We start from the raw sequence: 15,452 nt of genomic DNA, 5'->3' as shown, positions 1-15,452 counted from the left end.
CAATTTCAAAATTAAAAAAAGATTATATCAAATCTTTTTTGTTATTTTCATTAGCTTTTTGTGTAAAATAGTATCCAATGTAACACACAACAGCAAAAACAATCGTTAAAATCATCCCGATGCGTTGATCCTTATCCATAGCCGAACCAATCACGCCGATAACACACCCCGTGATCCCTATGAGTTGCAAAAAGGGCAGAAAGGGGGCTTTATAAGGCAAATCCTCTAAAGAATGCCCAGCTTTTAAGTATTGCTTGCGGAAAGAATATTGCGAAATGGACACGCTAACCCACACAATAATCACCGTGAAACTGATCACATTAATCAAAGCTTCCACGACATTTTCTTTCGCATAAATTTGGACTAAAAGCCCTATAAGAGAAAAAGAAAGGGAAAAAAACATCGCATAAGTGGGCGTGCCTTGTCGGTTGAGTTGGGAAAAAACTTTAAAAAACATCTTTTGTTTGGACAGCCCATAAATCATGCGGCTCGCTCCATAAAGCCCTGAATTAGCGGTAGAAAACATCGCCGTAATGATAACAGCGTTCATTATATCAGCCACATAAGGGATACCCATGCCAATAAAGGGCAAGTTGATGCGTTCTAAAACGCTCACAAAAGGGCTTTGTGCGATAGAAGAATCGCTCATGGGTAAAAAAACAGAAATGACAAACACAGAGCCTAAAAAGAAAAAGACAATCCGCCACAAAGTCGCTTTAATCGCTTTGGGCATCACTTCGCTAGCGTTTTTAGTCTCTCCTACAGCCACCCCAATGACTTCTGTGCCAGTGAAAGCAAAAATAACAGCGAGCATCGCGCTAAAAACCGCCGCACTCCCGTTAGGGAAAAACCCCCTATCGCCAAAATGGAAGTTATCAAAAATAGAACTAAACCCATGCAAGTAGATTTGATAGATGATCCCAATTACGCCAATGCCTATAAAAGCGATCACCGCTAAAACCTTAATCAGGCTAAAGAAAAACTCGCCCTCGGCAAAAATTTTAACCGAAAAAAAGTTCAATAAAAAAACCAACGCAATGCATGAAATGACCCAATAATGGATAGGAATATTTACAAACCAGCGTTGCATGAGCATGCCTATAGCAATATATTCTAACGCAACCGTGATCACCCAGCCAAGCCAATACATCCAAAAAACCATATAGCCTGTGCCAGGGCCTATGAATTTAGCCGCATAATCCCCAAAGCTTCCCGTAGTGGGATAAACGCTAGCCAATTCGCCTAAAGAGAGCATGATACAATAAACCACAAGCCCTCCAAAACCATAAGCGATCAAGGTCCCTAAAGGACCAGCGTTCGCAATATTACCCCCAGTGCCTACAAAAAGCCCTGTGCCGATCGCTCCTCCAAATGCAATCATTAAGAGATGGCGCATTTTCATGTCTCTTTTAAGCTCGCCTTGTTTTTGCGTGGTATTTTGATGCGTTATCTTTTGATTGTCCATGCGACACCTCCTTAGATTGAAAATAAAAATAGCTTGAATTATAACAAAAATAAAATAAAATGATTTTTTTTAATTGAATATTGAAAATAAAACTTTAAAAAAACGAAAGAATGCTAAAGTTAATGTTTGTCAATATTTGATGAGAGCGGATTTTTAAGGTATTTTTTTAAAGAACGCTAAAAACTCCTTTTAAAACATTAAGATTTATAATATTTAATCGTGTAATCTATCCCCGAATAAAGGGTTAAAAAAACCGCTATAGCCACAAGCGCATAGGAGTAAGTTAAATTGGCTAATAAAGCGCCAATCGCCACGACTTGAGAAACGGTTTTATACTTGCCTAACGCATTGACAGGAATATCCTTTTTTTCATTAGCGGCTAAGACTCTAAGCCCTGAAATAAAAAATTCGCGCCCTAAAATCACAAACGGGATCCACGCATTCACACGATCCAAATAAACTAGCCCTAAAAACGCGCTCAAAATAAGGATTTTATCCGCTAAAGGATCAAAGATTTCCCCAAAGCGCGATTTGGCTTTATAGCTTCTGGCGATATAGCCGTCCAATAAATCCGTGAGCGCGGCAAACAAAAAAACCAATGAAGAGATCATGTTGATGTGAAAGAGGGTTAAAAAACTAAAATAAGTGCGTGTGTTTAACAATAAAAACAATAAAAACAAGGATAAGACAATGCGTAAAATCGTCAAAAAATTAGGCAGGAGTTTTAAAACTTTCATGCTTTCAAAAAGACTTGTGAAAAATTCAAAAACGCACGCCCCAAAAAGCCAAGCGCCACACACATTAAAATCACAGCGATCGTTAAAAAAATGATAACTAAAGCTTGCACTAAAACCCCTAAAAGAGCCAGCATGAAACTAAAAAGCAATAACCTAAACCCGCTTAAAAAAAATCTTTCTTGCGTGTAAAGGCTCAATTCTCTATAGAGTTTGTGCAAATAAAAAATAGAAACACCATTACCGATTAGTGAAAGGGCGTTACTGGCGTTAGGGATAAGATAGCCTAAAATAGCGCATAAAATCACCGCCAAAAAACTGAAAGCAAAATTTTCAAAAAAACTCAGATGGCGTGTGATTTTAGAAAGCTTATAAAAACCAACCGCTCCGGCAATGAACCCAAGCGCGCACAAAAAAAGAGATAGTAAGACGATATAAGCCGATTGACTATTAAAGAGATTAGAAACTTGGAGCGGTTTCGCACCGCTTAAAGCGATAGAAAAAACCAAAAGGATAGCCCCACACAAAGGGGCGAAAAAATAGCCCAACAAGCATTTTTTAATGAATTGCAACTCTTTGCTGTGGTGGATGTGAATAATATTTTGCAAGAAAAATCTTTATTTAAAAGTAGTCCCGCCATCCACAACGATCGTTTGCCCTGTAAGCCAACCGCTTTGGGTCTCATCGCATAAAAAATAAGCCGCTCCGGCTAGATCGTTAGGATTGCCCATGCGTTTTAGGGGCGATTGCTCTTCTACTTTTTCTTTAATCTCCACATAATCAGGGAAGGCTTTCAAAGCGTCCGTATCAATAGGCCCGCCACTAACCGCATTCACTCTAATGTTAAATTCGCCTAAATCCACGGCAGCGTATTTGACCATGGTTTCTACGGCGTTTTTAGAATTGCCATGCCCAGCATAATTGGGCATATAGACCAGATTCCCAGTAGAACTTAAGCTCACGATCGCCCCACCGCCTATTTTTTGCATGCGTTTTGCCGCTTCTTGAGCCCCTACCACAAACGCTAACACGGTGGCTGTGTAAATGTTGTTTAACCCTTTAGGTTTTAATCGCATAAACGGCGCAAATCCGCCCACGACAGAGCGCCCATAAATAATAGCGTTAGAAATAAAAAAATCCACTCTGTCAAAATCCGCGTCAATTTGCTTAAAAAGCTCTGTGTATTGCTCAGGCTCTAAAACATTAAGGGGGTAGGCTTTGGCTTTAATGGAATATTTTTGCTCCACATCTTCTATAATTTTGTTGGCTTCTTCAACATTTTTATTGTAAGTGAAAGCGATATTCACGCCGCTTTGAGCGAAACGATACAATATCGCCTTGCCAATCCCTCTCGTCGCGCCACTAATCACTAGGGTTTTATTTTTCATGTGATTGGAATGATTCATGCAATTACCTCATATTGTTGTAAAGTTTTTTCTAAAAGTTTGATCGTTTCTTTGCTTGGGGCTACTAAAGGCAGTCTGTAGCTTGGGTTTTCAATCAAGCCGGCTAAATGCATGGCCATTTTAATAGGGATAGGATTCGTTTCTACAAAAAGGGCTTGATGCAAATGAAAAAGCTTATTTTGGATTTCTAGGGCTTGTTGGTATTCAAGTTTGAGCGCGCAATTGACCATTTGTGAAATCAAATTAGGCATTAAATTACCGGTCACTGAAATCACGCCGCACCCCCCTGAAAACATGATAGAGTGGTTGAGCGAATCTTCCCCACTAAAAATTTTAAAATCTTTTTCATAATAATGCAATTCTGTTACTCTTTTCAAAGAGCCAGACGCTTCCTTAATGGCTTTAATGTTAGGGACTTCTCTAAAGAGTTTGAGAGCGGTTGGAACTTCAATAGACACGCCTGTGCGGCTTGGCACATCATAAAGCATGACAGGGATTTCCACCGATTGAGCGATGGTTTTATAATGCTCAAACAAGCCTTGTTGCGTGGGGCGGTTATAATAGGGGCTTACGCATAAAATCGCATCCGCGCCGATTTTTTGAGCGAACTTTGCTAAAGAAAGGGACTCGCTCGTAGCGTTACTGCCCACGCCGGCTAACACTTTCATGCGTGAATTGGAAGGCGTTTTAGTGTTTTTGCAAGTCTCTATGGCGATTTCAATGCAACGCATATGCTCTTTGTGGGTGAGCGTGGCGGATTCTCCTGTCGTGCCAACAGGAACGCATGCGTCCATGCCATGAAAAATTTGGCGCTTGATCAAGGATTCATAAGCGGCCTCATCAACGCTCAAATCTTTTTTAAAAGGCGTAATTAACGCACTAGATGAATGAAATTGCATGCTGTAAGGCTCTTTTAAGGTTTCAAAAACACGGTGGTTGATTGGGTGTCTTTAAAATATTCATTAGCCACACGCACCAAATCGCTCACTTTCAAATCCAAAAATTGTTGCTGATAATCGGTCAAGCCTTGAATATCGTTTTGCACTAAATAGTCCGCAAAAAGCCCCGCCACATCGCTAGAACTTTCTAAATTAGAAATAAAATCAGCTTTTTGATTGATTTTGAGCTTGTCTAATTCCGCTTGAGTGATTTCGCCTTTTTTCAGTTTTTCTAAAAGTGCTACGATTTCTTTTTGTAAGGCTTCGGCTTTGACATTAGGGTTACCCCCCGCAATGAATAAAAACACGCTTTCATCTTGTAATTGCATGTTGTGCGAGAAAGCTTGAGAAGCCAGGCGTTTTTTATCCACTAATTCGCTCTGTAACCACGAGCTTTTACCTTCGCCTAAAAGCCTACTCAAAGCGTCTAAAGCGACTTGATCTTTATGCTTGAAAGCAGGCACTTTATACCCTAACGCTACCCATTCTAAATGGACCCCATCTTTATGCACGACTGCCGTTCTCGCCCCATCTTGCTTAGGCTCTTTCATGTAAGGGGTGGGGATAGCTTTTTCATCAAGGTTTTTTAAGGATTCAAAATGCTTTTTACTCAATTCAAAAACCTTTTGGGAATTGATATCGCCCACCACTAAAATAATAGCGTTTTTAGGCTGATAATAGAGCGAATGGAATTTTTTAATATCTTTTAAAGTCCAGTTTTGAATATCGTCCATAAAACCAATGGGCGTCCAATGGTAGGGGTGATAGACATAAGCGGTGTTAAAAAAGCGGAAATAAAGCATGCCGATAGGGGAATTATCGGTGCGCCATCGCCTTTCTTCAGCGACCACTTGACGCTCAGGCAAAAACTCATCTTCTTTTAAATTCAAAGAACCCATGGTTTCAGCGAACAATTCTAAAGACTTATCCAAGTTAGCCTGACTGGTTTTAATGAAGTAGCGCGTAATATCAAAGCTCGTGGAAGCGTTACTCACGCCCCCAAAACGCTTAACGATTTTATCAAATTCGCCGGCTTTAAGGTTTTTGGTGCTTTTAAAATTCAAATGCTCTAACATGTGAGCGATTCCGCTCTTGCCCATGACTTCGTTTCTAGAGCCGACTTTATAAAGCACATCCACTTCTATAACCCCGGTTTTATTTTCTAAGGGGACGCTTACGACTTGCAACCCGTTTTTTAAGGTAACGCTCTCATGTTTGGGTAAGTAAGATTGTGCGTGCATGTTCGCTCCTAAAGTGACTAACAAGACAGAACTAAGCCTCAAAAGTCTTTTAACAGAAAAATATTTCATCTTAAATCCGCTCCTATAGCCTCTTTAACGCTCAAAAATCCATCTTTTTGGAGTAATTTTACCAAATCTTTAAGAATATTTTGGCATAAATTTGGCCCATTGTAAATAAAAGCGCTATAAATTTGTAACAGACTCGCTCCCATTTTAATCCTTTCATAAGCTTCTTTGGCATCGCTAATCCCCCCCACAGAAACAAGAACGCTTCTATTAAAAAAAGCTTTAGCTAATTCTTTAAAGATTTCACGGCTTTTTTTAGTCAAGCATTTCCCGCTCAAGCCCCCCATTTCTTTAGGAGCGAACACCAGGCTTTTATCAATGGTCGTGTTAGTCGCAATAATGCCATGTGCTCCCGCTCCAATAGCGCTATTGACGATTTCTAGCATGTCATCTGTTTCTAAATCCGGGGCGATTTTTAAAAATAAAGGCTTATGGGTCATTTCTTTAGCCATGCAAAAAAGCTCATTCACAAACGCTTTATTTTGTAAATCCCTTAAATTAGGGGTGTTAGGCGAAGAAAGGTTGAAAGTGTAATAATCGCCAATGTTTAAACATTGATTTAAAACCGCCTTGTAATCTTCTAAGGCATGCACTTGTTCTATGTGTTTGTTTTTGCCTAAATTGATGCCAACAGGGGTTTTATAAGGGGCGAAGCGCTTAAACGCTCTTACCCCCAAAATCGCCCCGTAATTATTGAACCCCATCGTATTTTGCAAGGACTCTTCTTCAATGTGCCTGAAAAGCCTTGGTCTTTCATTCCCGCTTTGCGCAATATTAGTCAATGTGCCTGCTTCTAAATAGCCAAACCCAAAAGCGCTTAACGCTCTGAGCATGGAAGCGTTTTTATCAAAGCCGGCGGCTAAGCCTAAGGGGTTAGGGAAATGCAAGCCTAAAATTTCATTTTCAAGCTTTGGGTTTTTATAACCCCATTGAGAATGGATTAAACTACACAAAAAGCTCGATCTAGAAAGCATTTTTAAAATTTGACAAACTTTTTCGTGCGCGTCTTCAGCGTCCAGGCTAAAAAGATATTTTTTACACAATGAATAAAGCATTTCAATCCTTATCTTTTATGATTTGAACGATAACCCTTTAAAAGGTTTTAAGGGCGTGTTTTTCAAAATAATCTTGTGAATTTAAAGGATCGTTAGGGTTTGAAACTTTAGCGTAACGGCCTTTAGAATCTAACTCGTAGCGTTTTAAAGTGTCTTTTAATTGGATTTCTAAAATGTGCAACAATTTATTGGCGATCTTTGGGTTTGTGGCGGGAATGAGCAATTCCACGCGCCTTTCTAAATTTCTGGGCATTAAATCCGCGCTAGAAAAATAAATATTTTCATGTTTAAAATAATAAATGCGTGCATGTTCTAAATATTTCCCCACGATAGAATACACCCTGATATTTTCGCTCAAACCCTTGACTTGGGGCTTTAAACAGCAAATCCCTCTGATAATGAGATCAATTTTAACCCCTTTTTGAGAGGCTTTATAGAGCCATTCAATGATTTCGCTATCCACTAGGGCGTTGGCTTTTAAAATGATATAGCCTTCTTGCTTGTGATTCATTTCGTTTTGAATGAGTTCAATGATTTTAGGCTTGATCTGTTTGGGCGCCATGAAAAGCGTTTCTAATGCGTTACTAGTCGCACTGCTCGTCAGCAAGGAATGGAAAAGCTTGATAATGTCGTTAGCGATTTCATTTTTAGCGCTAAAAAAACTCACATCGGTATAGATTTTAGCGCTCAAAGGGTTGTAATTGCCCGTGCTTAAATGGGTGAAATGGCGTAATTGGTTGTCTGCTTTTTTGGTGATCACGAGCATTTTAGCATGCACTTTGAGCTTGAAAACGCCATAAACGACTAACGCGCCCGCTCTTTCTAAAGCTTTTGCCCAGTGCAGATTGCTTTCTTCATCAAAGCGCGCTTTTAATTCCACTAAAACGCTCACTTGAATCTTGCTCGCCGCTTCAATCAAGGCTTTGACAATGGGGGAATGCTTGCCCACACGATAAAGCGTCATTTTGATAGAAAGGGTGGTCGGATCATTAGCGGCTTGCTCTATTAAATCGATCACAGGCTCAAAACTTTCATAAGGATGGAACAGCAACAGATCTTGTTTTTCTATGGATTTGAAAAGATCGTTTTCATTGAAATGAGGGTGGATTTTGGGCGTGAAATTGGGCGATTTGAGCGCTTTAAAATCGCTATGATTGACTAACTCCCACAAATCCCCTAAATTGAGCATGATCGCACTTTTATAGGCATGCATGCCGGTGAGTTTGTGCTTTTTGTAAGAGTGGGTTTGAAAACTCCTTAAAGACGCTAAAAGGGTTTTTAAAAGCTCTTGACTCCCTTTTTGGGTTTGCAAGCGTACGATTTCGCCTTGATTTCGTTTCCTCAAACTCTTACTCATCAAATCCGCATAATCATGCGCTTCATCTTCAGTGATAGCAATATCCGCATCGCAAGTTACCCTAAACGCCATGCAATCTAAAATCTCATGCTCTAAAAACAATTCTTCTAAATGCGCTTCTACGATTTCTTCAGCTAACACAAACAAGCCCTTTTCTAGCTCCACAAAACGGAAGATAAAAGAGGGGAGTTTGATGAGTGCATGGGAGATGGTTTGGGTTTCTTTGTCTTTAATGCGGGCAAAAAGCGCGAAAGTCAAATTCGCTAAAGGCGGGAAAGTGTGCGAAGAATCCAACTTAAAAGGCAAAACTAACGCATAAAGCTGCTCTTTAAAATAGGTTTTAGCCTTAGCCTTTTGCTCTAAATTCAATTCATTATAGGGGGTGATACAAAGCCCTTTTTTAAAGAGTAGGGCTTGGATTTTTTGGAATTCTAATTCCCTTTCTTCAATTTCATGCGCTAAATAATGCTTGATTTTTTCTAGTTGCTCTTCAGGGCTTGCGCCATCAATGCCTTTAGAGGCGATTTTATGCTCATAGAGTTGTTTAAGCCCTGCCACTCTTATCATGTAAAATTCGTCTAAATTCGTGTCATAAATGGCTAAAAATTTCAAGCGCTCTAATAAAGGCAAGCTCTCATCTTTGGCTTCGTTTAAAACCCTTGTGTTAAAAGCTAACCATGAAAGCTCTCGGTTAAAGAAACGATTCAATAAAAATCCTTTAAATCATCATGTTTAAAAATTGATTTTGTTTGGTGTGATTATATAATGAAATGATAATGATTGAAGCTTTTTTAAAAAGTCATGGTCGGAGTAGCGGGATTCAAACCCACGACCTCACCCACCCCAAGGGTGCGCGCTAATCAGGCTGCGCCATACTCCGCAATCAAAAAGGGGTATTTTAATATAAGTTTTCTTAGTTGTTGCTTATTTTTGGTTTTTATTTGTTGTAGGTTAGACACAAAAACCTAAAAAATGCTCAAAGGCATTTTTTAAAATAAAAATATAAAAGAGCTTGACGCTAGTCAAGTGATAGCTTATTGAAAAAGCGGTCTTGGGGGTTAGGGGGTTTATTAAGGGGGTTAAGGGGGTATTATCGCAAAATACCCCCTATCCCCTTAAGGAAATGAGTTTTACTATAAGATTTTTTATTTAGGTTTGACTTGTTGCTTTAAAAGTAGGGGGAGTAGGAAGTCTCTGAGCGCGGTTAGGGTTTGGGTTGATTGCATGTTGGATACAAGTAATTTAATGATATTTTCGCATGTTTTTGAGTATTGCTTGATTATTTTATGGTTGAAAGGGATTTGAATTTTTAAGGTGTCAATAGGGCTTAAATTTTGTTGAGATGATCCTATAGCGTTTCTCTGCAGTATGGCTGAGAATAGAGGATTTCTTATCAAAGAATAATAAAAGGGGTTTAGCTCTTTTTCTTTTGGTAAAACTACGCCGACACGCTGATTTAAAATACAATTTTTTGAAAACACTAAGGCACAGCGTCCAATATGTCCTGTTAATGTGATTAAAATATTTGTTGGCTCTAATAGGCAATATTTGGGGAGTTTTTTCGGTAAAAATAAAAGGTTAGTTGTAATACTTAAATCAACTAATGAATGTTGAACATTTTTATTTGTGATTAAAATATAATCATTTTTGTTGTTGCTGTATGTATTTGATTGAAAAGAATAACCGCTGAAAATATCCACTAGTTCCCCTAGCGTTTTAACTTCAAAATCGTTGGGGATAAGGCGGTTTAATTCTTTAGAGAATTTCATTTTCCCGCCGCTAGTTTGATAGGGCTTGTTGTTTTCATCTAAAAAATCAAAACGAACGAAGTATTACTCATAAAGAAGCTCTAGGATTTTGTGTAAAAGCTCATTGATTTTATGGTTGTTCTCTATTTTTTGATCCAAGACAGAAAGCGTGCGGGCGATTTTTTGTTGTTCGTAATAAGTGGGGGGTATCTTAACTTGGAATAGTCCTAACGCAATATTATAAATTCCTTTAATGGTAGTTCCTTCGCCCATGTTTATAAAATTGTTTTTATGGTATTTTAATAAGTAATATAAAAATTCAAAATAAATTTTTTTGTTAGGGATAATGCTTTTAAAATCTTGATTGGTGCATAGCCTTTTTTCAGCAATTGCCACATAACCTATAGGAGCTCTTGAAGAAAATAAAATGGCATGTTTTGGGAGTAACACACAAGAACATGATTTAAACCCTAAGCGTGAAATGCTGCGGCTGCCTTTTTTAATGTAACGCCCTTGTAAAGTGGATAAATCTTTAGGGGTAATCCAAGCAATTTTATTGCCATAATTTTTGGGGTTATTGGTAGGTGGGGTAGCGCCGCCGACTATTTTTCCTAAATCTTTTAAACAAAATGTTTGCCACTCACTCAAACCTAACCCCTTTTAAAGTTTCTAAAATTTCTTGTTGCAAGCTCTGGCTTTCATCAAAAAGGCTTGCTAGTTCGCTTGAATACTGTTGCATCAAGTTTTCAAACTCCGCTTGGCTGATTGTTTCGCTTGTGTATTCTATAGTGAAATACTGCCCGGGGTTTAGAGAATAATTTTTTTCTGTGATTTCATCAAAAGAAACCAGAGCGCAAAAATCCGATTTTGGGGCTTTCTTTTGAAAAGTTTCTAAAATCAAATCCATATCGCTTGTCCTTAAGCGCGTTTTTTTGTTTTTGTTTTCGGTGTATTCTTCGCCGAGTTTGGAAGCGTCAATCAAAATGACTTCCTTTGCGCTTGGCGTTTTTTGAAAAAAGATGATGCTCACATTAGTGCCGGTGTTGGCAAAAACCTGACTGGGCATGCAAATCACCCCATAAACGAGCCTTTCATCCACTAAATGCCGGATAATCTTATTTTCTATCCCGCTTTTAGCGCTGATGAATCCGGTTGGCACGACTATAGCCCCCTTACCCTTTGGACTGAGCATGTTTAAGCAATGCTGGAAAAAGAGCGTGTAAATGGGCATTTTGCTTTTATCGTTTTTAGGGATATTAGGCACGCCTAAGAAAAAATCGTTTTTGTTTTGCGAAATCTCGGCATGCTCGTTGGAAAAATCCAGCTTGAAAGGGGGGTTACTCACGATGAAATCCATTTTGATTTCATTCCCACGATCGTCTTTAGAATGGTAGGGGTTAGTCAAGGTGTTTCCCTCAATGGCGTATCTTAAAGAGTGGGTCAAGTCGTTTAAAATGAGGTTAAGTTTGAGCATTCTTAAGGATTTTTGCGAAATGTCTTGGGCATAAAGGGTGCAAGAATCGGTGCCTATTTGGTGGGCTAATGCCATTAAAAGCGTTCCTGTGCCAGCGCTTGGATCATAGATTTTGACGCTTTGAGTGGGTTCGATCACTAAAAGTTTAGCAATGATGCTAGCGATGCTTAAAGGGGTGTAGTATTCGGCGTATGTCTCTCCGTTGTTATTATTGTAATCTTTGATTAAGTATTCAAAAATGGGGGCGAAAAAGTCATAGCCTTGTTGGTTTTGTAAGTTTAAAAAAGCTTGTTTGAAATTAAAATTTTTGAGTTTGTCTAATAAAGATCTTGTAAAATTAGCCCTTTTAGACCCTTCATTAATGTATTGTGAGACGCTTTCAAATAAGGCGATAGTGGTTTTATCCGTGCTTTTGGTGTTAAAAAGCTCGGCATTATTGCTAGAAATGCGATTGAAAATAGCATCTAGCTTTAGGTGTAAATCGTTATCGTAAAAATGTTTTTCAAAAAGATAGTTTAAAAGCTCATCATAAGCGAGTTTGGGGAGTTTATTATCGCTTAAGGTGAGAAAAAAATCTTCTTTTTCTTCCTTTTTAAAATCTTTGTAATCTCGTATCGTTTTGTTGGGGAATTCTTGTTCAAAAAAGAATTCAAACTTATCGCATAAGAATTTATACAAAAAGCATTGCGTGATGATCTTGTATCCGTTGCCGTCGCCCGCTAAACCAGCATCCTTGCAAATGACTTTTAAATCATCAATGAGGCTTAGGGTGTCTTGTTTGATTTGTAATAAAGCGTTATTAGGCATTCAAATTTCCTTGATGGTGGTTTTGCCTGAGTTCGTTAAACAAGGTTTGAACGATAAACTCTTTTTCTTTTTGTAAATCTTTTAAGGAGGGGTTTTTGTTGAAAGCGTCCCTTAATTCTACTTTTATGGCAGTTTTTAGGGTGGTTTCTTCGTTTAAGATTTCTTGACGCTTAAAAATACGCTCATCAAGAGCTTTTTTAAGCGCGCTTAAAAGCGTGAAAATTCCCTTAGAAATGCTTTCTTCCATAAAGCGATCATGAAGGCGCTTATGCGTGATCACATAAGCTCGATCATTATTGTATTTATTTAATAGGTTGGTGGTTTGCTCCTTATGTTGTTTTAGTTGTGAAATGATTACGCTATAAGAATGAGAAATTCCATCAAAATTATGATTGGTTAGGGGTTCTTGGAGCAGTTTTGAAAGCTCTTTAGAAATCTTTTGAACTTCTTTATCTTGTTTGTCCGGGATTTTTTCTAACATCTCTTTAGCTTGCTTGTATTTGGCGCTAATTTCTTCTTTTTCTTTGAAGCGTAATTCTTTTCTTTCTTTAAACTCTATTTTAAAGTCTAAAAGAGCGATGAGGTCTTCTAAGATGATTAAATCGTTTGGGTTTTTAGGCTCATTGATATTTTTTAACGCATGGAGTTGTTTGGCTTTTTTGCCAAGCATTGAAGAGATTTTGCTGATCTTTTCAATATCAATTTTTTCTTTTAAAGAAAGGATTTTTTCATCGTTAGAAGTGCGGATTAAATTGTAGCGCTCTTTGAGCGTGTTAATGGCGTGTGAAACTTTTAAAAGATCGTTCATTTTGCTGATATTGACAATGGCACTAGTCATGGCCTCTATATCATCAATGGGGTAATCAAAAAGATCATCATAAGCGTTTTTAATGTCTTTTTCTAAAATATTGCGATCCGCAAACATGTCTTTGAGATTGTCTTTGATATTAGAATCGCTTTGATTGAATTGGTTTAACTCTTTCAAATAATCATCAGTCGTTTTGTCATAATTTTCTTTAATGCCTACAAAATCTATAAGGTAGCCAAAAGACATGTTTTTATAGGAGCGATTCACTCTGGCCAGGGCTTGGAGCAAATTGTGATCTTTTAATTCTCTGTGGATATAAAGGCGTTTGAGACTGGGTAAATCAAAGCCGGTTAAAAGCATGTTAAACACAAAGACTATATCCGTATCTTTATGTTTGAAAGAATAAATCTTTTCTTTGACTTCTTGTTCGTCATGCAAAATGAGGCTGGATTGGAGTTTTTTTAAAATTTTTAAATTAGGGTTTTCTTGTAAGACTTTTTCTTGGACTTCATTAAAAAGCAAATTGGCTAACTTGGCTTGTGTGCTTGAAAAACAAACCATCATAGCCTTTAAATTTTCATCATTATTTACACGCCTGAAATTCAATAAATCTCTGATGATATAATAGAGCATTTCTTTAATGTATTTCTTATCATTAAAAATAAATTCTTTTTTAACCTCTATGTCTTCAATAGTGATGCTTTCTTGTAAAAGGCGATAGATTGCTTGTAATTTTTCTTTGTAGCTCTTTTCAATGATTTCTAATTGGAGTTTTAGGGTGTGTCTGTCTTTAATGGATTCTGCATAAGAATAGGTGTGCAAGTAGTTGCCAAAAGTTTTTTTAGTGGCTTTATCTTGCGCGTTGTCTTCTAATAGGGGCGTGCCTGTGAGGGCGATTTTTACCGCTGTCTTGTCGCATTCTATCAAATTAGCGTAAAAGCAACCTTTAGGATCATAGCTTCTGTGGGCTTCATCTATGATAAACACCCTTTGTAAATCGTGGTTATCTTTTGTCGCTTCTTGTAATTCTGTTTTAGAAATAATTTCTTTAGGAGCGCTAGAGGGGTCTTCATTGGGGGCTTTTTCTTCATTAGGGGATTTGAATTTCTGGATATTCACAACGATGATTTCATCATTCCCTTGAGGGCCTTCAAACACTCTAGAGTTTTTTAATTTTTGGCTCAAATCCTCTTTATTTTCTGCCTCATGCACACAAAGGCCTCTTTTTAAAAACTCGTTTTTGGCTTGCTCTAATAAATCCAACCTGTCCACAATAAAATAAAATTTAGTCTTTTTGTTTAGGTTGGATTGGCTAAAAAAGTCTCTGATGAGTTTGGTTAAATGGTAGGTTAAGGCGGTTTTACCGCTGCCTTGCGTGTGCCAAATGATGCCTTTTAGGGGGTCTTTTGGGTTGCTTTCATAATGCTTTTGCAATTCTTTTAAAACATTCAAGCTCGCAAACATTTGCGCGTAACGCCAAAGGTGTTTTTTAAACTCTGATTTTTCTTTTAAGAAACTAATGCCGTATTTTAGGATAAAGCAAAGCCTTTTGTGAGAGCAAAACGAAGTTAAAAGGGAGTTTGTGGGGGTGTCTTTGGGGCTTTCTAGGGTGTCGGTGTCTTTAAGGTTAAATTCATCTAAGATCTTTTTTTGGATTTCTTCAAGCGATCTATGATTTTGATGACTTTGATCATTTTCGGGGGGGGGGGTAATATCTAGCCTATTAGCTTCAACAAAGCGTTGGAAAATGGGCGAATAAGAAGCGCTATAAAAGACGCCTTGATCGGGGTTTGTTTCATCATAGGGCAAGTTATCGCTAAAAAGCCAGATTTGCGCGAGATTATAAAAAATTTTGTTTTCGGGGTTTTCGTAGCGTTGGATGTGGCGAACTTTTTCCTCTGTAATGCCTTTTTTGGCAAATGGCTGTTTAACTTCTATATTTACCAAAGGCAAGCCGTTGATAAAAAGGGTTATATCAGTTCTTAGGGATTTGTAGGTTAATTCAGCCATCATTTCGTAAAGATTGTTGTTAGGGTTATCAAAGTCTATGATTTGATGCTCGCTTTTGAGCAAGTATTCATAAAAGCTTTTGCCTAAATCATCGTAATTCAAGCGTTTTTTTATTTCAGTCAGTGTTTCTTGTGCGTTTTTATTGGGGTTCAATCGCTCAAAGGATTGAGTGAAACTATCGGTTAAAATATTGGTGGCGGTGTCTAATTTAGGCTTATTTTTTTGAGGAATGAAGTTATAGCCCAACTTGGCTAAATGCATTAAGGCAGGGACTTGAACCCTTGTGATTTCATTATATGGCATGCACACCCCTTTGATTTAAGGTTGTTATTATAGTGTAAAA

The 15,452-nt window shown here is 38.0% G+C and carries 10 protein-coding genes, 1 tRNA gene and 1 pseudogene; all 12 read right to left on the bottom strand.

Annotated features, from left to right (window positions below; genetic code table 11):
- Positions 1-22 precede the first annotated feature (22 nt).
- A complete protein-coding gene (locus tag EAL44_RS04670) occupies positions 23-1,465 on the bottom strand; it encodes an amino acid permease (protein ID WP_121075264.1) in 1,443 nt (480 codons plus the stop codon).
- A 197-nt stretch (positions 1,466-1,662) separates the two neighbouring features.
- A complete protein-coding gene (gene pgsA / locus EAL44_RS04665) occupies positions 1,663-2,202 on the bottom strand; it encodes a CDP-diacylglycerol--glycerol-3-phosphate 3-phosphatidyltransferase (protein ID WP_162970358.1) in 540 nt (179 codons plus the stop codon).
- On the bottom strand, positions 2,199-2,807 hold the full coding sequence (locus EAL44_RS04660) for a hypothetical protein (protein ID WP_121075258.1): 609 nt from the start codon (positions 2,805-2,807) through the stop codon (positions 2,199-2,201). Before EAL44_RS04660 ends, pgsA begins: the two co-directional genes overlap by 4 nt.
- A gap of 9 nt (positions 2,808-2,816) precedes the next feature.
- Positions 2,817-3,605, bottom strand: a complete 789-nt coding sequence (locus EAL44_RS04655; RefSeq protein WP_021177352.1) for an enoyl-ACP reductase — start codon at positions 3,603-3,605, stop codon at positions 2,817-2,819.
- Positions 3,602-4,504 carry a 4-hydroxy-tetrahydrodipicolinate synthase gene (gene dapA, locus EAL44_RS04650; protein ID WP_121075256.1) on the bottom strand — a complete coding sequence of 301 codons (903 nt, stop codon included), beginning with the start codon at positions 4,502-4,504 and terminating at the stop codon, positions 3,602-3,604. The genes EAL44_RS04655 and dapA overlap by 4 nt, the downstream gene beginning before the upstream one ends.
- Positions 4,505-4,518: 14 nt before the next feature.
- Positions 4,519-5,853, bottom strand: coding sequence for a zinc protease PqqE (pqqE, locus tag EAL44_RS04645; RefSeq protein WP_121075254.1), 1,335 nt, complete (start codon positions 5,851-5,853; stop codon positions 4,519-4,521).
- Positions 5,850-6,905, bottom strand: a complete 1,056-nt coding sequence (locus EAL44_RS04640) for a quinone-dependent dihydroorotate dehydrogenase (RefSeq protein WP_121075251.1) — start codon at positions 6,903-6,905, stop codon at positions 5,850-5,852. The genes pqqE and EAL44_RS04640 overlap by 4 nt, the downstream gene beginning before the upstream one ends.
- A 37-nt stretch (positions 6,906-6,942) precedes the next feature.
- Positions 6,943-8,970 (bottom strand): RNA degradosome polyphosphate kinase, encoded by a 2,028-nt coding sequence (locus EAL44_RS04635; RefSeq protein WP_121075248.1) that lies wholly within the window; start codon positions 8,968-8,970, stop codon positions 6,943-6,945.
- A gap of 94 nt (positions 8,971-9,064) precedes the next feature.
- Positions 9,065-9,142, bottom strand: a tRNA-Pro gene (locus tag EAL44_RS04630).
- 265 nt (positions 9,143-9,407) lie between these two features.
- Positions 9,408-10,658, bottom strand: a pseudogene (locus tag EAL44_RS07855) (restriction endonuclease subunit S).
- On the bottom strand, positions 10,651-12,291 hold the full coding sequence (locus EAL44_RS04615) for an N-6 DNA methylase (RefSeq protein ID WP_121075239.1): 1,641 nt from the start codon (positions 12,289-12,291) through the stop codon (positions 10,651-10,653). Before EAL44_RS04615 ends, EAL44_RS07855 begins: the two are co-directional and overlap by 8 nt.
- Positions 12,284-15,412, bottom strand: coding sequence for a type I restriction endonuclease (locus EAL44_RS04610; RefSeq protein WP_121075236.1), 3,129 nt, complete (start codon positions 15,410-15,412; stop codon positions 12,284-12,286). The genes EAL44_RS04615 and EAL44_RS04610 overlap by 8 nt, the downstream gene beginning before the upstream one ends.
- Between the last annotated feature and the right edge of the window lie 40 nt (positions 15,413-15,452).

This window comes from Helicobacter pylori (assembly GCF_003637685.1).
GTDB classification, from domain to species: Bacteria; Campylobacterota; Campylobacteria; order Campylobacterales; family Helicobacteraceae; genus Helicobacter; species Helicobacter pylori_CJ.
Note: the sequence above shows the minus strand (reverse complement) of the source record. Positions and strands in the feature narration are given on the sequence as shown.